General features: G+C 42.5%; 17 protein-coding genes and 1 riboswitch. Of the genes, 9 read left to right on the forward strand and 8 right to left on the reverse strand.

All coding sequences use genetic code 11. The annotated features are described in order from the left end of the window. Positions 1-596: 596 nt before the first annotated feature. Both B9T19_RS04275 and B9T19_RS04280 read left to right on the forward strand, forming a co-directional pair. Entirely contained in the window at positions 597-1,451 is an 855-nt protein-coding gene (locus tag B9T19_RS04275) for a DMT family transporter (RefSeq protein ID WP_094567385.1), read from the forward strand. Positions 1,452-1,624: 173 nt separating this feature from the next. Next, positions 1,625-2,014, forward strand: a complete 390-nt coding sequence (locus B9T19_RS04280) for a hypothetical protein (protein WP_094567386.1) — start codon at positions 1,625-1,627, stop codon at positions 2,012-2,014. A 137-nt stretch (positions 2,015-2,151) separates the two neighbouring features. On the opposite strand, the gene rhlE is transcribed toward B9T19_RS04280, so the two are convergent. Then, positions 2,152-3,645, reverse strand: coding sequence for an ATP-dependent RNA helicase RhlE (rhlE, locus tag B9T19_RS04285; RefSeq protein WP_094567387.1), 1,494 nt, complete (start codon positions 3,643-3,645; stop codon positions 2,152-2,154). 194 nt (positions 3,646-3,839) lie between these two features. Between rhlE and brnQ the strand changes: the two genes are divergently transcribed. Continuing rightward, a complete protein-coding gene (gene brnQ / locus B9T19_RS04290) occupies positions 3,840-5,228 on the forward strand; it encodes a branched-chain amino acid transport system II carrier protein (protein ID WP_094567388.1) in 1,389 nt (462 codons plus the stop codon). 170 nt (positions 5,229-5,398) lie between these two features. Here brnQ and B9T19_RS04295 read toward each other — a convergent pair whose 3' ends face one another. The 3 genes from B9T19_RS04295 to thiC all read right to left on the reverse strand — a co-directional run bounded on the left by B9T19_RS04295 (position 5,399) and on the right by thiC (position 7,945). After that, positions 5,399-5,716 (reverse strand): type II toxin-antitoxin system RelE/ParE family toxin, encoded by a 318-nt coding sequence (locus B9T19_RS04295; protein ID WP_304441075.1) that lies wholly within the window; start codon positions 5,714-5,716, stop codon positions 5,399-5,401. Between the two features lie 5 nt (positions 5,717-5,721). Further along, positions 5,722-5,955, reverse strand: coding sequence for a type II toxin-antitoxin system ParD family antitoxin (locus B9T19_RS04300; protein ID WP_094567389.1), 234 nt, complete (start codon positions 5,953-5,955; stop codon positions 5,722-5,724). Between the two features lie 202 nt (positions 5,956-6,157). After that, positions 6,158-7,945: a phosphomethylpyrimidine synthase ThiC gene (gene thiC / locus B9T19_RS04305; protein ID WP_094567390.1), complete on the reverse strand. Its 1,788-nt coding sequence runs from the start codon at positions 7,943-7,945 to the stop codon at positions 6,158-6,160. Positions 7,946-8,151: 206 nt separating this feature from the next. After that, a riboswitch (TPP riboswitch) is annotated at positions 8,152-8,264 on the reverse strand. Positions 8,265-8,673: 409 nt separating this feature from the next. On the opposite strand from thiC, the gene B9T19_RS04310 reads away from it, so the two are divergent. The 4 genes from B9T19_RS04310 to B9T19_RS10570 all read left to right on the forward strand — a co-directional run bounded on the left by B9T19_RS04310 (position 8,674) and on the right by B9T19_RS10570 (position 11,989). After that, entirely contained in the window at positions 8,674-9,144 is a 471-nt protein-coding gene (locus B9T19_RS04310; protein WP_094567391.1) for a RidA family protein, read from the forward strand. A gap of 455 nt (positions 9,145-9,599) precedes the next feature. Next, positions 9,600-10,841: an MFS transporter gene (locus B9T19_RS04315; RefSeq protein ID WP_094567392.1), complete on the forward strand. Its 1,242-nt coding sequence runs from the start codon at positions 9,600-9,602 to the stop codon at positions 10,839-10,841. A 149-nt stretch (positions 10,842-10,990) separates the two neighbouring features. Next, positions 10,991-11,470 carry a VOC family protein gene (locus B9T19_RS04320; protein WP_369828068.1) on the forward strand — a complete coding sequence of 160 codons (480 nt, stop codon included), beginning with the start codon at positions 10,991-10,993 and terminating at the stop codon, positions 11,468-11,470. A gap of 348 nt (positions 11,471-11,818) precedes the next feature. After that, complete coding sequence (locus B9T19_RS10570) at positions 11,819-11,989, forward strand: hypothetical protein (protein ID WP_158214345.1); 171 nt, start codon at positions 11,819-11,821, stop codon at positions 11,987-11,989. A 71-nt stretch (positions 11,990-12,060) separates the two neighbouring features. Here B9T19_RS10570 and B9T19_RS04325 read toward each other — a convergent pair whose 3' ends face one another. From B9T19_RS04325 to B9T19_RS04335, 4 genes are all read right to left on the reverse strand, one after another. After that, entirely contained in the window at positions 12,061-13,068 is a 1,008-nt protein-coding gene (locus B9T19_RS04325) for a formamidase (RefSeq protein WP_094567394.1), read from the reverse strand. Between the two features lie 782 nt (positions 13,069-13,850). Then, positions 13,851-13,988, reverse strand: a complete 138-nt coding sequence (locus B9T19_RS10575) for a hypothetical protein (RefSeq protein WP_158214346.1) — start codon at positions 13,986-13,988, stop codon at positions 13,851-13,853. Between the two features lie 115 nt (positions 13,989-14,103). Then, positions 14,104-14,415 carry a monooxygenase gene (locus B9T19_RS04330; protein WP_304441076.1) on the reverse strand — a complete coding sequence of 104 codons (312 nt, stop codon included), beginning with the start codon at positions 14,413-14,415 and terminating at the stop codon, positions 14,104-14,106. Positions 14,416-14,565: 150 nt separating this feature from the next. Then, entirely contained in the window at positions 14,566-17,400 is a 2,835-nt protein-coding gene (locus tag B9T19_RS04335; protein WP_094567396.1) for an FAD-binding and (Fe-S)-binding domain-containing protein, read from the reverse strand. Between the two features lie 988 nt (positions 17,401-18,388). On the opposite strand from B9T19_RS04335, the gene lon reads away from it, so the two are divergent. Next, positions 18,389-20,776 (forward strand): endopeptidase La, encoded by a 2,388-nt coding sequence (gene lon, locus B9T19_RS04340; RefSeq protein WP_094567397.1) that lies wholly within the window; start codon positions 18,389-18,391, stop codon positions 20,774-20,776. Between the two features lie 628 nt (positions 20,777-21,404). Continuing rightward, the gene (locus B9T19_RS04345; protein ID WP_094567398.1) at positions 21,405-22,640 is read left to right on the forward strand and encodes a porin; all 1,236 of its coding nucleotides are present in this window, start codon (positions 21,405-21,407) and stop codon (positions 22,638-22,640) included. The last annotated feature ends 151 nt before the right edge of the window (positions 22,641-22,791 follow it).

A 22,791-nucleotide genomic window follows, 5' to 3' on the forward strand; every position in this document is an offset into this window, starting at 1 on the left:
AAAAAAATAGATGCTGGAATTGTTTGGTTAGACTTCTATTCTTTTGCTCACGCAAACAAATACAAGCCCCCATACAAACTTACTTAAGATTAATTTGTTAAAGAACTTTAGGGTTAAAGTGAATCAAACTTGAATCTCTTACCGCCCTAAGCAGACGAACTATATTACAGAAGTGATTCGCTCGTGTCAATTTTATTTTCGACCTCTTTTTAAGCACCGATTCAATTTTAAAGACTACTAGAAAACTGAACTTAAACTTTAAAGAGAGAAGCAAAGAAACTACTAGAGAACTGGGCTTCTACCGAATCATCTTCAACGTTGCCGTCTGAATGAGTGGTGTATCTTACCCCTTTCATTTTTATTTGCAACTCTTTTTTTGAATAAGTATGAACAAATCTCAATCAACCGTTACAATAGCTCATTGATGATCAACTTTCTCTGATTCCCTATTAACGACGGAAGCAGTGAGAGAAAATCTCCCTCGCTCACTATTATGCTCCTATAGTAACCCTATAGTAACCCCTATATAACCTGCTACATATAACAGCTATGTGATTGAACCTCATTAACTAATCTTACTAACTAATAGAGTCTCTATGCGCAATCCGCTACTACTTGGTATCTTTTTTGTCTTTATCTCTCAGATCGCATTTGCCCTAATGGATAGCTCCATCAAATGGCTGAGCAATGATATCTCGACGGCTACCATTATCTTCTTTCGAAATCTAGTCACCCTCTTTTGGGTATTGCCGGCATTCTACTACTCTGGCGAGATGCGAAACTCCATCAGGCGCCTACCTCTTCATGCGATTCGCTCCCTATCAGGTCAGATTGGCATGATCTTAATCTTTATTTCGTTAAAGGTACTTCCCCTCTCTGATGCCACGGTTCTACGCTCACTGACGCCACTCTTTGTGCCGATATTGGCTTTTATTTGGCTCAAAGAGAGATTAAGTTGGGTCTTAATCCCGAGCTTTCTTTTAGCACTTGCCGGCGTTTGGATGTTAGCAGATGTGGATAAACCTCAATTTACCGTACTCTCGCTTCTTCCTATTATTGCGGGTGTCTTTGTTGCGATGGCGATGGTCGCGATCAAAAGAGTCAGCCGCGTGGCTAAAGGGGAGGAGATTGTCTTCTACTTCTCTTTGACCGGGATTGTTTCCGCATTAGGCTTAGCACTCTTTACCGAATTCAGTCTTCCCTCATCATTTGCCGTTTGGGGTGTTGTCTTATTGATGGGGCTCTTTGGATCACTCGGGCAAATTTGGGTAACACGCGCTAATACATTGACCGATGCTTCGATTTTAGCGCCCTTCTACTACCTTAATGCCGTATTTGGTGCTCTTCTCTCCCATTTTATCTGGGATGAGACATTAGGTTTTTGGGGTTGGTTAGGCGCACTACTCGTTATTTTTGCAGGATTACTCCTGCTCTTCGTCCCCCGAAAATAACAGGTACATCATGCGTTCTATTTCCCTTTCTAAGATGAAAATGAAGATCAGATAGGTAGGAGATGAGGTAGACGATGATGTAGTAATGAAAGATATTAATGAAAGATAGTAATATGATCTATTAGGGGCATGCCTTAATCGCATGTGATAGAGATAACATTGAGGATATTAAGATGAAAAAATTAATCATGGCACTAACATTGCCGGCACTACTAACTACCCTTGCAATTGCGCAAGAAGATAACTCAGCAGAAGAAGCCATCGGTTATCGTACTCCGCTTCAAGCCATCTTGGCAGAAAATAACTTTCTAGATCATGAGGAACTCTCCACAATAACCTTAACTCAAAAGCTCAATCGTGTTGAATCTCCCGATGCGGTGATGATTACACTTACGGAATCAGGCTTGTTGGATGATTCTATCTCGGCAATCAGAACCACCTATATCGTTAAGCAATTAATAAAAGATGAAACCCCTATTTGGGTGATCGATGAGAAATTCACAGAACAGAAGTGTCAAAGAAGTGAAGATCCTAATACATTTACCAGTGATCTTTGCCCTTAAGAGCCCTTTCGTTCGGACTTATCACTATTATTGATGCTTTTTGATTTTGATATTTTGATAGCCTGGATAACAATAAAAAAACAGATCGAACAGTATCCGATCTGTTTCCTTGTTTCTTATTAAATAGAGATAGAGTGTTATCTCTCTTCCACCTTCTTCACTCTACGGCGTCGTCTTGGTCGCTCTGAGGGAGAAGTGTTAGTGGACTTATTACCACCTCGTCCGCTTCCGGATTTTTCTGAAGGATTACCGGCATTCTCGCTATTAACTTTTCTGCGAGTTTGTCGATGAGTGCTATTTTCACTTTTTTCTGCGCGCTCGCCACTATTATTGCTGTTGCTGCCGCGAGATGATTGGCCTCGTCCACGCCCTCTACCTGCACTGCGACTATTTCCTCGACTATTTCCATGACTGCTTCCCCGACCTCTACCGCCACGCCCTGTTTCAATCGGTTCTGCTTTAATCGTTGGATCAGGCTCAAAGCCAGCAATAGTTGCTTTAGGGATCTCTTTTTTCAGAAGGCGTTCGATATCTTTTAGAAGCTTCTGCTCATCAATACAAACCAATGAAACAGCTTTACCCGTTGCAGCTGCTCGCCCTGTTCGCCCAATACGATGCACATAATCTGCCGGCACACTTGGTAGATCAAAGTTTACAACAAAAGGCAGCTCAGCAATGTCGATACCACGCGCGGCAATATCTGTCGCTACTAACACCTGAAGTGCATCGGCTTTGAAATCCGCTAAGGCTTTCGTTCTTGCACCTTGACTCTTATTGCCATGAATCGCAGCCGCCACAATCCCTCTATCATTAAGATATTCTGTTAAACGATTAGCACCATGTTTTGTTCGGCAGAAAACCAATACCTGTTGCCAATTTTCGCGCTCAATAAGATGGGAGAGAAGCTCACGCTTACGGGTCTTATCAATAAAATAGAGTTCTTGTGTAACTTGATCGGAGGCTCTCTTCTCCCTTTCGATCTCCACTGTGGCAGGTTGATGCAATAATTTGGTAGCTAATGCCGTAATCTCTGGAGAAAAGGTTGCTGAGAAGAGCAATGTCTGGCGTTTTGCCGGTAGTTTGGAGAGAACGCGCCGAATATCATGGATAAAGCCCATGTCTAACATACGATCCGCTTCATCTAAAACAAGATACTCAACCTGTGAGAGATCGACCGCATTTTGCTGCTCTAGATCGAGAAGACGACCTGGCGTTGCTACTAAGATATCGACCCCGCCACGAAGCTTCATCATTTGAGGATTGATACTCACTCCACCAAAGACCACTAGAGAGCGGAGTTTAAGGTGTCGGCTATAGATCACAAGATTCTCATGGATCTGCGCCGCCAACTCCCTTGTAGGAGAGAGAATCAACGCTCGAACAGCTCTTCTATTTTGTCTATTCTGCCCACTTTTCGCTGAACCTGTTACGGATGCTTGACTCATTAATTCTAAAATCGGAAGTGTAAACCCGGCGGTTTTACCCGTTCCCGTCTGCGCGCAGGCCATAAGATCACGCCCTTTAAGGATGATCGGAATTGCTTGTTGTTGGATAGGTGTAGGCTCACTATATCCAGCGTCACTAATTGCTGTTAAAAGTTCATCACGTAAACCGAGGGAGTTAAAAGACATAAAGCGTGTACACCTATCTAAAAGAAAGGAGCACTATACACTAATTGGAGAGAATTTATCCGACATTCCATTTTTAACAGCCTATAAAAAATTCAACAAGCCCTCGATTTTTTTAGTAAAGTCATCAACGTTTAGGCAAAACCTACAGGTTCATTTTGTCCCCAAAAGGGACGTTTTAAAATTCGAGATAAGATATGAAGAATAACAAACTCTCTCTAGCATCTTACATCACCGTTGGGTCGATGTTATTTGGTCTATTTTTTGGCGCCGGCAACTTAATCTTTCCGGTACATATGGGGCAAGAAGCGGGAGCTTCTACCTTAATGGCAACGATTGGATTTATTCTCACCGGGGTCGGTCTTCCCTTTTTAGGTGTTGTGGCGATTGGATTTTCCAAAAGTAATGGTCTATATGATCTAGCAAGTCGTATCACTCCGGCTTATGGACTCTTCTTTACGATGGTTCTCTATCTCACGATTGGTCCATTCTTCGCCCTTCCCCGTACGGCAACTGTCTCCTTTGAGATCGGTTTGACCCCATTCCTCGGTGAAGATCAATATACAATTGCCCTCTTAATCTTTACGATTCTCTTCTTTCTACTTGCGTGGATCTTATCGCTCAACCCGAGCAATATTATGATGTGGATCGGAAAAGTACTCAATCCGCTCTTTTTGATCTTTTTAGCCTTTCTAATTATTAGCGCCTTTATCGGTCCGATGGGGGAGATTGAACCGCTTGCTGTTCAGCCGGCATATCAAGGAAGTCCTTTCTTTAAAGGATTTACTGAAGGTTATAACACCATGGATGTCTTAGCTTCTCTCGCTTTTGGGATTATTGTGGTTAATGCAATCAAAAGTTTTGGGGTGACAAATACGACCGATATCGCCAAAGACACCTTTAAGTCGGGCATTATCAGCTTAATTTTAATGAGTGTAATCTATGGTTGCCTTGCTTATATCGGCGCGATGAGTCTCAATGCTTATCCGCTCTCTGAAAATGGTGGTATCGCCCTCGCACAGATCGCAACTTACTACTTTGGTGCCTATGGCTCTATTCTTTTAGCGATCATCATTACCGTTGCTTGCCTCAAAACTGCAATCGGTCTGATCTGCGCCTGTGCGGAGATGTTTAATCAGCTCTTCCCTAAGATCGCTTATCGTACCTTTGTTCATCTCTTTAGCTTGATTAGTATGCTGATTGCAAATGTGGGATTAACCGCTATTATCAGCATCTCTATTCCGGTATTGATGTTTCTCTATCCATTAGCGATCACCTTGGTCTTTTTAGCTTTTGCCTCACCCCTTTTTCATCACAAGAAGATTGTCTATCAATTTACAATCGGTTTTACCTTTGTAATTGCGGTAGTTGAAGGTTTAAAAGCATCCTCTGAAGTGATTAGCCAAAACCCGATCATTTTTAGCATTACCTCATTTTTTGATCATCTTCTTCCACTTTCCGATGTCAATATGGGCTGGATTCTTCCCGCAATTGCCGGCTTTGTGATTGGGTGGGGAATCATGTTACTACAAAGCAATCGCACAAAACAAAAGACAAGTCTCTCATCAGTTACTGATAAGCAATAATTAACCGCTGATAATATTGAAAATAGATAATAAAACTTCATTCAGTCAATGGCGGATCCATTGCGGTCTATTAAGGTCTATTAAAAACCCTCTCGAAAATGTGAAATAAACGACATCATCGAGATGGGTTATTTTTTAGATCTTATTTAAGAAAAGTCTACCTTATAATCCTAACGCTTCATCCAACCTGGCAAATCAGAATGTGCATGCAATATTCGCCAAACATGAATGCTATTATCTTCTTCCATATAAAAAATCAAATAAGGAAAGCGCTGTAATTGCCAACTTCGCAAGTTAGGAATCTCCAGCTCATAAGCGTAACGAGTCGAGCCACTTGAGGGGTGTTCACCAATATGTTGAATCGATTTTTCTAAATCATCAATAAAAGAGAGTGCTAATCTTGCCGATTCTTCCATATAATAAAGCAGAGCATTTTCAATATCCTGCTCTGCTAATATTGATTTGGTGATCTGTCTGTTAGTCATCATAAAAACTATTTAGAAAACACTTTATTACGTAAATTCTGAAAATAGTGCTGATCTAAAGCTTGCTCCGACCTAGGGGATCTTGCACCTTCTAATAAAATATTTCTAAGCTTTTCACGCTCTAATTCTTTACGAATCAAATCTTTTACATATTCACTATTTGTACTATATGTTCCGTTTTGGACTTTATCTTCGACAAATTCTTTTAACGATTCCGGCAAAGATATATTCATTGTACTCATATTGCCTCCTAACTATTTTGGCAAAAACTGCCAATTACTGAATACATTTTAGTCTACTCACCAAGTCTTGGACAATATTTTTTACATCGCAATCACAAACCAATAGATAATCAAGCATGCAAAAAACTCCCCCAATTAATGATTAGGGGAGTTTCAAATATAGTATTTTAAAACTATAAATTTCCAATTATTCTAAATCGAATCAACTATAAATCTGCTGCCCTTGCTCTTTAAACTCTTCCGATTTCTGCTTCATACCTTCAATCGCAACACGTACTTCTTCCGGCGCTTCGGCAAGGTTTTTCGCTTGTGCTTCACGGCGAATATCTTGGGAGATACGCATTGAGCAGAATTTAGGACCACACATTGAGCAAAAATGTGCGACTTTTGCCGCCTCTTGTGGGAGGGTCTCATCATGATATTCACGCGCAAGCTCAGGATCGAGGCCGAGGTTGAATTGATCTTCCCAGCGGAATTCAAAGCGTGCTTTAGAGAGTGCATCATCACGTTTTTGTGCATTAGGATGCCCTTTTGCTAAATCTGCGGCGTGTGCTGCTAATTTATAGGTGATCACTCCAGCGCGAACATCTTCACGATTAGGTAAGCCTAAGTGCTCTTTTGGTGTGACATAGCAGAGCATTGCCGTTCCATACCAAGCAATCTGTGCGGCACCAATTGCAGAGGTGATATGATCATATCCCGGAGCAATATCGGTTGTTAATGGACCTAAGGTATAGAAAGGTGCATCGTGACAATACTTCTCCTGCATCTCCATATTCTCTTTGATCTTATTCATCGGCACATGTCCTGGCCCTTCGATCATCGTCTGTACATCGTGCTTCCAGGCAATTTCTGTCAATTCACCGAGTGTCTTAAGTTCTGCAAATTGTGCTTCATCATTAGCATCTGCAATAGATCCTGGACGCAGGCCATCACCGAGCGAGAAAGAGATATCATACTGCTTCATAATTTGGCAGATCTCTTCAAAGTTCTCATAGATAAAGTTCTCTTTATGGTGTGCTAAACACCATTGCGCCATGATCGATCCACCACGAGAGACAATACCGGTCACACGATTGGCTGTCATCGGGATATAACGGAGCAGAACGCCGGCATGAATCGTAAAGTAATCGACCCCCTGCTCTGCTTGCTCAATCAGCGTATCGCGGAAAACTTCCCAGTTGAGATCTTCAGCAATCCCATTGACCTTTTCGAGCGCTTGATAAATTGGTACCGTTCCGATCGGCACTGCGGAGTTACGAATAATCCACTCACGGGTTTTATGAATATCTTTACCTGTTGAGAGGTCCATCACGTTATCAGCCCCCCAACGGGTTGCCCAAGTCATCTTCTCCACTTCCTCTTCAATATTGGAGGTAATTGCGGAGTTACCGATATTAGCATTGATTTTAACGTGGAAATTTTTCCCGATAATCATCGGTTCTGCTTCAGGATGGTTAATATTAGAAGGGATAATCGCCCGTCCTGCCGCAACTTCATCACGTACAAACTCCGGCGTCATCCCTTCGCGAATAGCGATAAATTCCATCTCCGGCGTAATGATCCCTTTACGTGCATAGTGCATCTGTGTCACATTCATCCCCGGCTTGGCACGTAGCGGTTTACGTTTTAATCCTGGGAAGACACCTTCATTGATACGTGGATCATCTTCACGCTTATAACCATCATCTCGGGCATTTTTTACACGCCCCTCATACTCCTCCACATCGCCGCGCTCTATCACCCAATCTCTTTTGAGTGCCGGCAATCCTTTTGTAAGATCGACTTGATAATTCTCATCGGTATAAGGACCACTGGTATCATAGACGCGAAATGGTTCATTCTTCTCGATCACTTCCCCTTTCGGGCCAAGCGTATCGCTCAATTCAATCTCACGAAATGGCACTAAAATATCGGGTCGACTGCCTTCAACATAGACTTTGCGACTCTTGGGAAACTGCTTCATTAACGTGATTGATTGTTGTGGCATAAAAAACCTCTCCTTTATTATCCTAAAAATAAAAGACGAGATTCTGGCATAGGCGTAAATTGGTACAAAAAAACCTGAGCTGCAACGATCATATCGCGAAAAACTCAGGCCTAATCGACACAGTAGATACCTATTCTTCTTTAGCAACAAGCTGATTGATCCTTGATGACCCAATCATCTGCCTATCTCTAACGCTTTACAGATCTACTATAGATTGTTTACTTCCCTACGCTGGTACTAGCCAGATCAGGTCCTGAGGGTTTAAGCATAATTCATGCTAATCTCAGCCCAACTTCATTGGGCACCCCTAGCGAAATCATCTGCACCTTTTATAGATGCAGACCATTACAGTTATAGCTTGTCTCCTCTTTAAAAGCAAATGGAGCAGAAGAAAGAAAAAATAGTAATCCGAGAGATCCTCTCTGCCGAGATCTCTTTACAGAGAGAGAAAGTAACTGCTAAAAATCTATACGCTTTTCGAAGATTTGCTTTTACTCACCGCTATTTACCCCTATAATGCACCGTTCTTGCCGATCGATTTATCGCTCTTTCCAATACTCATAAAAGAGGGGTTGCTATCACTTCTTTGCATCTTTGCAGATAAATGAGAGCATCGAACGGTACCCTTAAATCGTTATCATCAATAGTCGCTTCAAAAGAGCGATCTTTTATCAACTTCTCATCAAGAAGTGATAAGGTGAATAACATCGATAAAAAAGGAAATAGGAATGAAAAAACTAACAGCAATCCTGCTTGCAGCAGGCATAACAATGGGTGGCGCAATGGCAGATGATATCGTAAGAACAGCAGCTCCTGGTGGGTTCCCCATCTCAACTGTCGTTGAAGTCCCAAGTGATGTGACGACTTACTACCTCAGCGGTGCAGTTCCACCAAAATTGGAAGATGGCACTTTTGCTCGTACAACAGAAGAGCAGACTGTTGGTATTCTCAACTCCATCAAAAAGACCTTAGAAGAGCAAGGTTTAACGATGGGTGATATTGTTAAAATGCAAGTCTACTTAGTTGCTGATCCTGATCTTGGTAAAATGGATTTTGCCGGCTTTATGAAAGGTTACTCACAATTCTTCGGTGAAGGCGCTGAGACAAAAGTTCCAGCACGCTCAGCATTTGAAGTCAAAGGTTTAGCATTCCCAGAATGGTTAATCGAAATTGAAGTAATTGCTGCGAAGAAGAAGTAATCATCAGCGATAATGATTACAACTCACGTTGAACCTGCATCAAAAATGATACAACCCGAAGAAGATTCCTTCGAAAACGGTTCAACTAGCAAAACAAATTAAAGTTTTTTACCTACAAAACAGCAGAAAGTATAACTTTCACGCTAAAAAGTATAATAAAACTGACACAACTCCCAAGCGTTATCCACGTTTGGGAGTTTTTTTATTTTAAGCTTGAGATCATTGATAAAATCAAGTTTTTAACAAAAAGAGCATGCGATATTCCATACATAACATTGCCTCTTTATTACTCGATTGATCGCTCATTGTTTGCAGAGTAAGAAAAGATCGTGCTATCTCTATCTAGAATAATCAATTCAAAGAGTATTCAAATAATAATTACAAATAACGACTCACAACTATAAATAACTATAAAAAACAAAATAGACAAGACACTAAAGGATAGGAGGCTCATTATGAGTTCGCGTTGGCTAGGCGTTTTATCGCTATTAGCATTAATTATCATTGCCTATGTTGATAGGGTAAATATCTCTGTCATGCTAGTGAATGAGGATTTCTTGCATCACTTTAATTTAATTGATAATAGAGCATTGCAAGGTGGACTAATGACCGCCTTCTTAGTCGGTTATGGCTTATCTGCCTTCTTTTTAACTCCACTTTTTGAGAGTCAATGGGGCTATCGTAAAGGATTGCTTTTAAGCGTCCTCCTATGGGCCGTTTTCACCATGATCTCCCCGCTTGCAGGAAGCCTCTTTATTCTCTTTATTATCCGCATACTTCTCGGAATTAGCGAAGGTCCCCTCTTTTCATTAAAAACAATGTATATCAAAGACCACTTTGCTGACGATGAATTAGGAAAGCCCAATGCGGTAAGCTCACTCGGTATCTCCTTAGGATTAGTATTAGGCTTTCCAATCGTAACCTATCTCATGAATCAATTCGGTTGGAAGGAATCATTCTATATCCTTGGATTACTCAATCTTATTGTTGGAATTAGCCTCATCTACTTCTTTATCGATAAGCCTCAAAGAGTGTCACCGCTAGAAAATTCACAGATTAAAAAAGGTATTTTAAGTTCAACACTAGAGACCTTTAAACTTGCTTGGAAGACGCCACTTTTAGGATGGATTATCTTAGTGGAGATCGCTACCTTAAGTTACCTTTGGGGATCAAGCTCATGGCTTCCCTCTTACCTTACTAAAGAGCATGGATTTTCTATTAAAGAGATGGGATTTATCTCCTCCTTACCCTTTATTGTTAGCATTCTCTCTAAATATGCCGGTGGTGCTTTTTTAGACAAAATCAATAAACAGCATGCAGCAATTGCTTTTATTATCGGGGGCTTTTTTACCGCTATCTCAATGGGGGTTGTTGTATTCGCAGAAGATAAGTATTTAATCGCCATCTGTTTATTAGCCGCCAATGCCTTTTGGGGATTTCAAGGAGCTGCGATCCCTACCATTATACAGCACCAAGCTCATCCTCAAAGTGTCGGCTCAGCCTATGGCGTTATTAATGGCATCGGAAATACCTTTGCTGCGCTCATCCCTTTCATCATGGGTATTGTCATTCAACAATATGCCTCAATCTCTTCGGGATTCTTCGTTCTCATCATCTCTCAGATATTAACCTGTATTGCCGGCTTAGGTTTATGGATCAGAATGAAGTCTAAAAAACCTATCGCCACTTTGTGGTAAATCACTTTTAGGAGAGATATATGAAATATTCAAACAGTAGACAATCGCTTAATAAAAGGGGTCAAAAGCGATTATTGCCGGCGATGGTATTATCCCTATCATTAATAACGGGAGGAGAGATGGTAATGGCAGAAAAAGCACAACTTCAGGTGAATGATCAAGTAGAGAGCCAAAAAGCACAACAGCTTGCGGCAACAGAGAGCGGTTCTCCTTGGCTCGCCTCTAGATTATTAGTTCCCCATTTAACCGTTGTTGATGTAGTAGAGAGTAAACGTTTCTATCAAGAGGCTTTCGGTTTTGAATTACGCTTTGAGGATAGGCCGGGTGCCGAGAGTCAGCATGTTGAGATGAATTATTTAGGTGAGCTGATCTTAATGTTTGTTCCGGAAGATGTTCGTGGTTCCGATACTCGTGCGCCGATCGATTTTATGCCACCACAACAATTAACAAGCTACTTCTATCTCTATGTTGATGATGTTGATCAGACTTTCCGCAATGCATTAGATGCCGGCGGAACAGCTATTACAGAACCTTACGACTCTGCATGGGGAGATCGCTTTGCCATCATCGCCGATCCTAATGGTTACCATTGGGGGTTGGCTAAGAGCTCAAAGCTGAGTTTTGATTAACGATAAAATCATTATCTGCCGGCGTGCGATTGATGGAGGCATGCGATAGTAAGATCCGGCAACTCATCAGCCTCTGTTATTTAATTGATTCAACCAATAAGAGAATCTGTTGAACGGCGGGAGCCGACCATTTCGTTCTTTTCACCGGTGCATGCCCGCAGGTGGGCATCTTTGATGCCGGGAAAATCATCACTCTTTGAGATATAATTGCCGGCGATTTAATAACCGGCGAGTGAGATTGCCTCTTGCCGGCACTTAATCTTTGGAAGAACATGATAGTGAGGACCGGCAACGCAACGGCTTCTTTTGTTTCAATATGATTAATAGTTAAGATAACAATTATTGGTAATGGAAGATCGCCCCATTGCCGGCGCGCAGTTTGTGGAAGAACGCGATAGTAAGATCCGGCAACTCATCAGCTTCTATTTTCCATCAAACAATAATAAAAGGCTGAATCCAATCGGACTCAGCCTCTATTACTATCTTACAGTTGAAGATTCTAACTTCATCGAGCTTTAATCGACATTTATTCAACCTTTAATCGGTCTTTAAACACCCTTTAAACAATATCGATGAAGCGACTTTGAGAATTACTCCTCCCAATGCTTCTTCCCTTTTTCGGAGTAACCATAGATCGAACCATCTTTAATCTTGATATCATCATCCCATGGTAATTTATATTTTCCATTGGCAAGATCATGGATATAGGTTAACTCAGTTTCTGGATCGCCGCCGGGATCGCCTACATATGCACGACTTCCGAGGTTGTAGATATTATTCTCTAAGCCCCAAGTTCTTCGCGCACCATCGGCAAGGATCGGGTAGATCTCCCCGGTAACGATCTCTCCTGGAGAGCGAGTTCCCTGCTGCAATACGGTTCCATCAAAGTTACAGATCTGCCCTTCTCCAAAGTAGTAGAAGGTTCCATCATAGCCTGCACAGTTTACAGAGATGGTGTACATCAAGTTATGCCATGCATTAGAACGATTCGTTAAGATCCACTGATCTTGTACCTGCGTACTATAACCAGAGATACGAATATAGACGTTCGCCCCTTTATAAGCCGCTTCACGCGCAACTTCTGGAATCATTCCATCATGGCAGATACAGACCGCTAACTTACTACCGCCAGGACCATCACAAACCGGCATGCCTAAGTTACCCGGTGACCAAGGCTCAATCGGCGTCCATGGGAAGAGCTTACGATATTTAAGACAGATCTCACCCTCTGGATTGATAATGATCGCTGTATCGTAAGGGTTTTTTGTCGGATCGGGATTACGTTCAATAATAGAGAAGACCCCATAAACACCCGCCTCTTTACAAGCTTGTGCAAAGATATCGGTCTCTTTTCCGGGAACATCTAGGAGAAACTCCTCAGTTAACCACTTCTCTGTATTTAACCCTTGCGTACTATATTCAGGAAAGATAATCAGCTCTAAGCCCGGATAACCCGCCTTTGTATGGTGAATAATACGAACGATATTTTCAATCTGTTTATCGATATCTGCTCGACTATTCACAATCGGTACAGGATATTGCACCGCTGCTGCGAGAAAGCCTAACTCAGGTTTAGTCATACTACCAATTGAGCCCATAATGTAACTCCTTATAAAAGTTGTTGAGTACTTATTAAGTATCAAATGTACAGCTAACAACGCTCATGCTTTTGGCGTGAGATCATTAATGTACTCTTTCACTTTATAACATTTCACATTATTTTAAAATAATTATATTTAATTCATTTAACTTTACAGATAATAAATCTCTATTAAATTTTCATTAATATATTGTTAATCATTAATAGTGATCTCTCAAATTCCCCATTTTTACAGTTGTCGACAAATATCCATTAGAAAAAATTTATGCCCCTTGATTCTGAAAGGAATTTTAATCTCTCCCTAAAAATTTTAATTCTTTTTTGATCGAGTACGACAATTAAAAGGCTCTCTTTTAAAATCAGAGGTCATTAATCTTTTGATAATATCTCCATAATATTTCGAAATAAGCTCTAAAATAAACAATCATGTATAAGAAAATTTATGGAGCAGCGGAAGCAAACCATCTCGTTCTTTTCACCGGTGCATGCCCGCAAGTCGGCATCTTTGATGCCGGAAAAATCATCACTTTTGAGATATAATTGCCGGCGATTTAATAACAGGCGAGTAAGATTGCCCCATTGCCGGCGCGCGATTTGTGGAAGAATGCGATAGTAAGATCCGGCAGCGTTCGGCTTCTGTTGTTGAATTGATTCAACCAATAAGAGAGTCTGTTGAGTGGCGGGAGCCGACCATTTCGTTCTTTTTACCAGTGCATGCCCGCAGATTACCATCTTTGATGCCGGGAAAATCATCATTTTTGAGATATAATTGCCGGCGATTTAATAATAGCCGAGTAAGATTGCCTCTTGCCGGCGCGCGGTTTGTGGAAGCATGCGATAGTAAGATCCGGCAGTATTCAGCTTCTGTTGTTGAATTGATTCAACCAATAAGAGAGTCTGTTGAATTGCGGGAGCCAATCATCTCGCTCTTTTTACCGATGCATACCCGTAATTAAAATCAACAAAAAAAGAGTGAAGCTGATCGATCATCCTATCGATAAGGTTCACTCTCTCTTCTCTATTGAGATGGAGTCTACTTAGAGGCCACCGTAAATTGATTAATGGCACTTAAAGGCTCATTGACGGAGAAATATTTCACGCTAATATTTTTTGCGCCCATCGCTTCAACACGCGCACAATGCATTGCCACATAATTCTCGGCACTTTCGCGATCTTTAAAGAGATAGATACCACCGCTCTCCGCCATTTCACTATTTTCAATCCAGATTTTAGAGAGAAATCCCGGCTCTTCATTGATGCTCTCTGCCAGAGATTTCGCTCCCTCGGTTAATGCGTCCCCCATCATCTCGATGGGGAAATCGAAATTCATCTGTACTAATATCATTATGACTCTTTCCTTCTATTTAAATTCTTAAATCACGGATCATACCGATCACGCTATCGATCAAATCGATAACTGAAGTAGAGCGATAGAGAACGTGGCTGAAGCGATCCGACTTCTCTATCTACTACAATCTACTACCTAATAGAGATATTATAACGCACACTCATCAAGAAGCGCTTCGATACTCTTAAACTGCAATCCGGTATGAGTCGTTAAACCGAGCTGACATGTTTTACTCATCGATGCGCCAATCTCATAATCCTGTTTCACCGTTGCCGGCAGACGTTGAAGACTATTTTGATTGATCTCCGGCACGGTAAAGCCCTTCATACCGCCAAAACCACAACACTCGATATTGGTGGAGACCACTTCTCGCGCACATTTTTGCGCTAACTTGAAGAGCATCTCACCACCGCCATCTTTTGCCACAGAACAGGGCGTATGAAGAAGAAGTTTGTCGATCTTTGGCTTCATCGTCAATTTCGGCGCGACCTCTTTTAAGAGAAACTCTACAGAGTGATAGAGAATCAAGCGCTCATCGAGCAGACCCCGTTTTTGTAGATCATGTACCTGCAGAGCACACGGCGCATTATCCACATAGATGGGAATCTCCCCATAGCGAGAGGCTTTTAGAAGAACCTCATTAAGATGACGCGCCATCTTATCCGCCTCTAAAGGCGCCTTTGCCGATACAAATGGCTGTCCACAACAGATGCCGGAGATCTTATCGGGGAAGAATGGGGTAAAGCCTGCTTTATGCAGTAGGCTGATCACATGATCAAAAGTATTTTCCGGCGCACCGCCCTTCTCTCGCTTGAGCTCCTGCATATTACGATTGACACAGGTGGTGAAGTAGACAACCGAGTTCTCAATTTTACTCGGCACCGGTAATGCCGGTAAGCTTGAAGAGACCTCCGGCATCGCCTTCGGAACAACAGGAATTCCCTTAAAGATCTTATGAGCCGCCTGCGTTAAATTGTGCGTACGATCGATTCCGATTTTATGCGCCATATTGACCGTAAAGCGCATCCGCTTCTCGGCTAAAGCAAAGTGATTGCCGGCAATACGAAGTAGCGCGCGACTATTAACGGGGCGAATCGATTTGATAAATTTCCCGGTATCGATCCCTAATGGACAGCGAAGCGCACACATCCCCGTTTCGGCACAGGTATCGATCCCGGCATATTGAAACGCGCGATTCATCTTGGCATAGAGCTTACCACTCTCGCCGGTACGCGGTAAGGCTTGCATATTGCGATAGGCGACAATCCGCTGTCTCGGCGTTAAAGAGAGACCATCGGAAGGGCATGCCGGCTCACAAAAACCACATTCAACACAATCATGAATCAACTTATCCGCCACCGGAATCTGCTTAAGGGAGGTGATATGGAGCTTCTTATTATCGGTAATAATCACATCGGGATTGAAGATCTTATCGGGATCGAAGAGCGCTTTAATATCGCGCATCACCTGATAGATCTCCTCGCCCCACTCCGCTTCAACAAAGGGAGCGATATTACGTCCAGTGCCATGCTCCCCCTTTAATGAACCGTTATATTTAACGGCAACCACCTCAGCAAGCTCATCCATAAAGGCATCGAACTGCTTGATCTTCTTCTTCGATGTCATCGTCGGCGCTAACATAAAGTGGAGATTCCCCTCTAATGCATGCCCCATAATGGTCGCTTCTGGGAAATTATGCTTCTCAAAGAGCTCCGTTAATGCCTGCACTCCCTCAACAAGATGCTCCATCGGGAAGACCACATCTTCCGGGATAATTGCCGCACCACTTTTACGCCCTTTCGCGACAATGGGAAAGAGCCCTTTTCGTGTATTCCAGTATTGTGTTGTGATCTCTGGATCGGTCTGAAAGCCTGTGGCCTCCACCACATTGTAATCAGCAAGAACGGATTCGATCTTCTCGATCTTCGCTCGCAGCTCAGAAGCGCTCTCCCCCATAGTTTCAATCAAGAGACAAGCGCTATCCTTATTGAGAGGACGATAGAAGAAACCTGGCAGATCGGGGATCGCTTCCCCCACAAGATGAAGCGTTCGGCCATCGAAGAGCTCCACTGCCTCAACGGGGGCATCAGCCCGTAAAGCTTTAACCGCTTCACAACACTCTCTTAGGGAAGTGAAATAGACAAAGGCAGAAGCTTTATGATCATACTCCGGCACCGTGCGATAGACCACCTCACTGACAAAACCGAGCGTCCCTTCAGAACCGACAATAAGATGCTTTAAGATATCGATCGGATCTTCATAATCGATCAGCGCATTAACGCCATAACCGGTAGTATTTTTAATACGATATTTTACCGCCACCTTCTCTTTTAAGAGCGGGTTTTCAATAATTCGTTGGCGCAATTGAGCGAGATGCGTTAAAAATTTGGCATGACTTTGGCGAAATTGTGCCACATTCTCCGGATCACGCGTATCAAGTACCGTTCCATCATTAAGGACAAGTCGGATATCGGCCAATGTATGGTAGCTATTATGCTTTGTACCGCAGCACATACCGCTACTATTATTGGCCACAATCCCGCCCACGCGCGCGACATTGATCGATGCCGGATCGGGTCCAATTTTACGCTGATAAGGTTTTAATGCTTTATTGACCATCGCGCCAATCACCATCGGCCCGACAGTCACAAGATCGCCACCCTCGGTAATCTCTAACTTAGTGAAGGCATTTCCCAACATCACTAAGACAGAGCCACTCGATGTCTGCCCAGAGAGTGATGTTCCTGATGCACGGAAAGTGAGCGCCACTTGGCACGCTTTTGCCACTTTGATCAGCTCGATCACTTCTGCCTCATCTCCTGCACGCACCACCACCTGCGGGATATAGCGGTAGAGACTCGCATCTGTGCCATACGCAAACCGATAGAAGAAGTCGGTATAGACAGCCTTCTCTCCGACAATCTCTTTCGCTCTCTCTGCAAACTTTTGATGCGCGGCATCAACGGGAATCTCTTTTAACATATCGTACTCTCCTACATCTATTTCTATCTCATGACGCTCTCTCAAGCGCACTTAGGGCGGCTCTTTCACGCCTACTATTCTTACTGTTCTTACTATTATTTGTCGTTACTATTATTATCGCGATGACGGATCATCTCTGGCGGATCATTTGTTACAGACCATCGATTCAATATTGTAGATGATCGATAGCGGTCTTGAGGTGGTTTTGATCCGAGTCTGTTGCCTTATCTATTTTCGCTCTATTGACTCTGTTCCTTCGGTTCGTTCTGTTCTATCTCTCTCTTCAACACTAACCTCTTCAGTCGCTACACGGCCTTCCCCTGACTCTTCAAGCAGGCTTTCGGCCTAGATTCACCTAATGCTAAAGGTTGATGATAAAGCAGTCGGCATCCATTGTTTCATGGGAAACATTTTTTAATAGGATCCCGGCAGATCAAGTGATCTCGAAGCTAGATCGATACGAAGTTGATACCGAGAAAAGGAGAGATAAGTGATCACTAAAATCAATGATTCAAATTGATCATCTTGGTGACTGATCATCTTCGTAAAGAGAGAACAACGATTTTAATTCAATCCCTCTTTATGCCACTTTTCGGCAAATATTTCAAAATTATTCCGGCAATACCATTCTAACTTACCTCCTTAACAGAGCTAGTAGAGAACTTTTCCAGAGCTTCTACATAAGGTTATCGAGAGGTTACCCACAAAGTTATCCACAGGATAACTGCATAAGTAGATAATTGTAGATAATTGAGATAAGCAAAAGATGACTAAGAGCAGACTGAGAAAGAAGTAAGAAATGACATAGTATATATAGGGGCCATTACAGATCGATAACATTTCACCCATTATGGAGAAGAATCGAAACCGATAGAAAGCAATTTCTACGCAAAGTAAAATCTTCTCAGGAGGTTGATATCTTCTTTTTAACCCCCATTGTCCATAGCGATAACAGATATAAAAAAGGATTAAGGTATTAAGGAATCTTATGAGTGAAGATAAAAAAACGACACTTCCGGCGATTGACAGCGATGTCAAAGGGCATAACGAGGTCATTATTGAAGGGGATACCGTTTCAAACATTATCCATATCCTTCCGCTCAATGATCGTCCCTTCTTTCCGCCACAGATAGCGCCTCTCCTCTTAAATGAGGAGCCGTGGTTGACGACGCTCGATTCCATTATGGATAACCGCACTCGCGTTGTCGGCTTAGTTTTAACCGATCAAGAAGATCCTTCTACATTAAAGACCGATAACTTCTATGAGTATGGCACATTAGTACATATTCACCATCCTCATAGAGAAGATGGTCGCGTGCAATTTATTGCCCAAGGTATTCAACGCTTTCGCATTAAGCGCTGGATCTCCAAAGAGATCCCTTTTGTGGCGCAGGTAGAATATTTTGATGAAAGAATGCTCACCAAATCGGAAGAGGTTCGTGCCTATTCGATGGCGGTGATCAATGCATTAAAAGAGTTGATCCCCTTCAACCCGCTCTTCTCTGAGGAGTTGAAGCACTTTTTAACCCGCTTTAATAGTAGCGATCCGTCTCCTTTTGCTGATTTTGCCGCGAGTATGACCTCCGGCTCAAAAGAGGAGCTCCAAGAGGTATTAGCCACTGTGCCGCTTGTACCACGCCTTCGGAAGGTACTCTCCATTATTCAGCAAGAGATTAAGGTAGCGAAACTCCATAGCTCGATCCGAGAAGAGGTGGAAGATCAGCTTACAGATCAGCAGCGTCAATACTTCTTACGTGAACAACTGAAAGTGATTCAGCAAGAGCTTGGGCTCTCTAAAGATGATAAAGCTGCCGATATCGATAAATTTGTTGAGCGCTTAGCCGATAAGGTGATCCCTGAAGCGGCACAAGAGCGAATCGATGATGAGTTGGAGAAATTGCAAGTATTAGAGACCGGCTCGCCAGAGTATGGCGTTACGCGGAACTATCTCGATATTATTACCGATCTCCCGTGGGGCAATCAGAGTGAAGATAACTTCAACCTCCAGCAGGCGCGCAAGATCTTAGATCGTGATCATTTCGGTTTAGAGGATGTGAAAGATCGCATTATTGAGACCCTTGCCGTAGGGAAACGAAAAGGGGAGATCAAAGGGACCATTATTCTCCTGGTCGGTCCGCCGGGCGTTGGGAAGACCTCCATCGGTCGCTCTGTTGCCGATAGCTTAGGGCGTCAATTTTATCGCTTTAGCTTAGGGGGCGCGCGCGATGAGGCGGAGATTAAAGGCCATCGCCGAACCTATATTGGTGCGATGCCGGGGAAATTGATCCAAGCGCTTAAAGAGACCAAGGTGGATAACCCGGTCATTATGCTCGATGAGATCGATAAGATGGGGCAATCCTTCCAAGGTGATCCCGGTTCTGCCCTACTTGAGGTGCTCGATCCGGCACAAAATAGCGACTTTTTAGATCACTATCTCGATGTGCGTTACGATCTCTCAAATGTACTCTTTATCTGTACCGCCAATACGCTCGACTCTATTCCGCCGGCACTCTTAGACCGAATGGATGTGATTCGCCTCTCAGGCTATATTTTAGAAGAGAAGAGTAAGATCGCCCGCCAATATCTCTGGCCAAGACAGCTTGAGAAAGCAGGTTTTGACAAAAAAGAGCTTCGCATTACGCCGGCAGCGGTTGATCGTGTGATTGATGATTATGCACGCGAAGCGGGAGTGCGTCAGCTTGAGAAGCAGCTAGCTAAAATTGTGCGTAAAGCGGCAGTGAAATTTGAGACAGAGAACCTCGAATCCTTTACTGTTGGCGTCAATGAGATTATCCCCTTCCTCGGCAACCCTCGATTCAATCGGGAAAAACCGATCCAAAATGTGGGCGTTGTTACCGGCCTTGCGTGGACTTCTCTCGGCGGTGTAACGCTTCCTGTGGAAGCGGTGAAGATTCATGAGTTGCAAAGAGGAATTAAGTTGACGGGGCAACTTGGGGAGGTGATGCAAGAATCGGCCAATATTGCTTATAGCTATATTATGGCCAATGCGGCAAAGCTTGGATTACAGGAGAGCTTCTTTGAAAAAGCCTTTATCCATATCCATGCACCGGAAGGCGCAATCCCAAAAGATGGCCCAAGTGCCGGCATTACCCTTGCCTCCTGCTTGATGTCGCTTGCCCTCAATCAGGCTCCGAAAAATATCGCCATGACAGGAGAACTCACCTTAATCGGCCAAGTTCTCCCGATCGGCGGTGTGAAGGAGAAGTTAATCGCCGCAAAACGCGTCGGCATTAAAAAGATCATCTTCCCGAAAGCGAACCAGAAAGATGCCGATGAGTTGCCGGAGTATCTTAAAGAGGGATTAAAGCTCCACTTTGTCGAGCACTTTACCGAAGTGGCGAAGTTACTCTTCTAGGTGAAAAGGTACTATCTCACCCAACAAGAGTAATCTAATAAGATCAAGAGCGACCATCATTAAAGTGACGAGTCGCTCTTTTATTATCTCTTTAGATAACGCCTCACGAAACATTCAAGGTTATAATTCAATATTATATTTTGAATATTTAAAGTGATATTGAGAGTGATATTGAGATCTTATATAACGTATATAGAGACTCTCTTCTTGTATTAAAAAAACAACAAAGAGAGTTCAAACACAATAGAGAACCTATTTCACCTTTAATCTCGATTGTAAACTAAGAACTTTATAATATTTGCCTCAAAATTTTAGCCTTACGAATATACGCTCATTGAGTAGATCAATTTAAAAACTCTCTTTATAGTGCGACTCGATATAAATACCCTCTCATCTTATCAAAAGAGTAAAATCAAGGGGTTAAAGCTATTTCGATTATTCAATCGATCAAAATTAATTGTTGCAAAAAAACAACAATCGAAATTAAATTATCATTATTACCAAAAAATAGTTGCTTAAATGATAATCCCTCGTTAAAATGCGAACCATAGCGTGACAAAAGTCACTCAGTTTTAATCTATTTATTGTAAAAGTGGTTCGGCCACCCAATTCCACTGGAGTATATATTATGATGAAGAAAAGTATTTTCGCAGTAGCAGTCGCTTCTGTTTTAACATTAAGTGCAGCACAAGCTGAAACTGTTCTCTACGGTTCTATCCGTTACGATTATGAGAGCAAAAAAGTTCAACCAATGGAAAAGAAAGACGGAAGTTTTGATGTTAAAAGACTTACTAGCAACCGTGTTTCAAACCTTAATGATGCAGGTTCACGTATCGGTCTTAAAGGCTCAGAGGATTTAGGTAACAACAACGCTGTTATCTATAACCTCGAGTGGGGCTTTGATGGTATGACTCAAGACGAATCAAAAGGTTGGAAAACCCGTAAAGCAATCCTCGGTTTAACGGGTGATTGGGGTACGGTGACTGCAGGTCGTCAAGACAACCCATTCAAAGTCACAATTGTTGATGACTCTGTTACAGATGAGTTCAACGGCGGTAACGTGATCTCTTCAGCAGCACAACGTGCGATGACCACATCACTCTTAGCCCAAGGCTTATCTGGTAATGTCACTACCGGAGAAAAAGTTGTTGAAGGTAAAGATGGTCTTGAACTTAAATCAGTACAAGAATTCAGAAATACAGTTGATAGTGCTAAATTCTCACGTGTGGGGAAAGTAATTGCATATACAACACCAAACTTTGAAGGCTTCCAAGCAAACGCAGCGGTAATGATGGATGATGATCTCTACCCAACTAACAACCGCAAAAATGCTGACCTTTGGACAGTAAACGCAAAATATGCATATGATGTAACCGCTGATGGCCAAATCCTTGCAAAATTAGGTTATATCCAAGGTAAAGTAGCAGGTAAAGGTGAAGCGACATCTAAAAATGCTGATGGTATCTGGATTAACAATGCAAATGGACGTTACTCTTCAAAAATCTGGGGCCTCTTCTTAGGTTATGTTTCGGATGAGTTCCGTGTAACTGCGTCTTATGCGGATGGTACTCATAAAGTTGAAGATGGTAATAAAGAGAAATCAAAAGGTTGGGATTTAGGTGCGAGTTACTCATTTGGTCCTAACTACTTCAGCACTGTCCGTGCAGCATATGGTGAAAACCATGTAAAAGTTGCTGGTGATAAAGATAAAGTTAAATCATGGGCAGTTGGTTTCGAGCAAAAACTCTCTACTCGTACACGTGCATGGGTTGAGTATGGCGCAACTGAAACTAAGTTCCACGGTGAAGGCTCTGATAAACAGAAAGATAACGTAGTATCTATCGGTATGCGTCACGACTTCTAATTGAGCCTTGCACAGCAAGAATCATTAGAATTCAGACAATCGTGAAGAGAGAGGTCCTATTCGCAAGAGTAGGGCCTCTTTTTTGTTGCTAAAAAGATGAATACCGTAAAATAGTTGTTGTTTTTTTATCCTAATTAGCAACTTAGATCAC

It is taken from the genome of Ignatzschineria sp. F8392 (genome assembly GCF_002252045.1).
Classification (GTDB): Bacteria; Pseudomonadota; Gammaproteobacteria; order Cardiobacteriales; family Wohlfahrtiimonadaceae; genus Ignatzschineria.

What these genes read in the sequence shown, in the direction of transcription:
- B9T19_RS04275 (WP_094567385.1), top strand. Translation starts at nt 597, where the DNA reads ATGCGCAATCCGCTACTACTTGGTATCTTTTTTGTCTTTATCTCTCAG.
- B9T19_RS04280 (WP_094567386.1), top strand. Translation starts at nt 1,625, where the DNA reads ATGAAAAAATTAATCATGGCACTAACATTGCCGGCACTACTAACTACC.
- rhlE (WP_094567387.1), bottom strand. Translation starts at nt 3,645, where the DNA reads ATGTCTTTTAACTCCCTCGGTTTACGTGATGAACTTTTAACAGCAATT.
- brnQ (WP_094567388.1), top strand. Translation starts at nt 3,840, where the DNA reads ATGAAGAATAACAAACTCTCTCTAGCATCTTACATCACCGTTGGGTCG.
- B9T19_RS04295 (WP_304441075.1), bottom strand. Translation starts at nt 5,716, where the DNA reads ATGATGACTAACAGACAGATCACCAAATCAATATTAGCAGAGCAGGAT.
- B9T19_RS04300 (WP_094567389.1), bottom strand. Translation starts at nt 5,955, where the DNA reads ATGAGTACAATGAATATATCTTTGCCGGAATCGTTAAAAGAATTTGTC.
- thiC (WP_094567390.1), bottom strand. Translation starts at nt 7,945, where the DNA reads ATGCCACAACAATCAATCACGTTAATGAAGCAGTTTCCCAAGAGTCGC.
- B9T19_RS04310 (WP_094567391.1), top strand. Translation starts at nt 8,674, where the DNA reads ATGAAAAAACTAACAGCAATCCTGCTTGCAGCAGGCATAACAATGGGT.
- B9T19_RS04315 (WP_094567392.1), top strand. Translation starts at nt 9,600, where the DNA reads ATGAGTTCGCGTTGGCTAGGCGTTTTATCGCTATTAGCATTAATTATC.
- B9T19_RS10570 (WP_158214345.1), top strand. Translation starts at nt 11,819, where the DNA reads ATGGAAGATCGCCCCATTGCCGGCGCGCAGTTTGTGGAAGAACGCGAT.
- B9T19_RS04325 (WP_094567394.1), bottom strand. Translation starts at nt 13,068, where the DNA reads ATGGGCTCAATTGGTAGTATGACTAAACCTGAGTTAGGCTTTCTCGCA.
- B9T19_RS04330 (WP_304441076.1), bottom strand. Translation starts at nt 14,415, where the DNA reads ATGATATTAGTACAGATGAATTTCGATTTCCCCATCGAGATGATGGGG.
- B9T19_RS04335 (WP_094567396.1), bottom strand. Translation starts at nt 17,400, where the DNA reads ATGTTAAAAGAGATTCCCGTTGATGCCGCGCATCAAAAGTTTGCAGAG.
- lon (WP_094567397.1), top strand. Translation starts at nt 18,389, where the DNA reads ATGAGTGAAGATAAAAAAACGACACTTCCGGCGATTGACAGCGATGTC.
- B9T19_RS04345 (WP_094567398.1), top strand. Translation starts at nt 21,405, where the DNA reads ATGATGAAGAAAAGTATTTTCGCAGTAGCAGTCGCTTCTGTTTTAACA.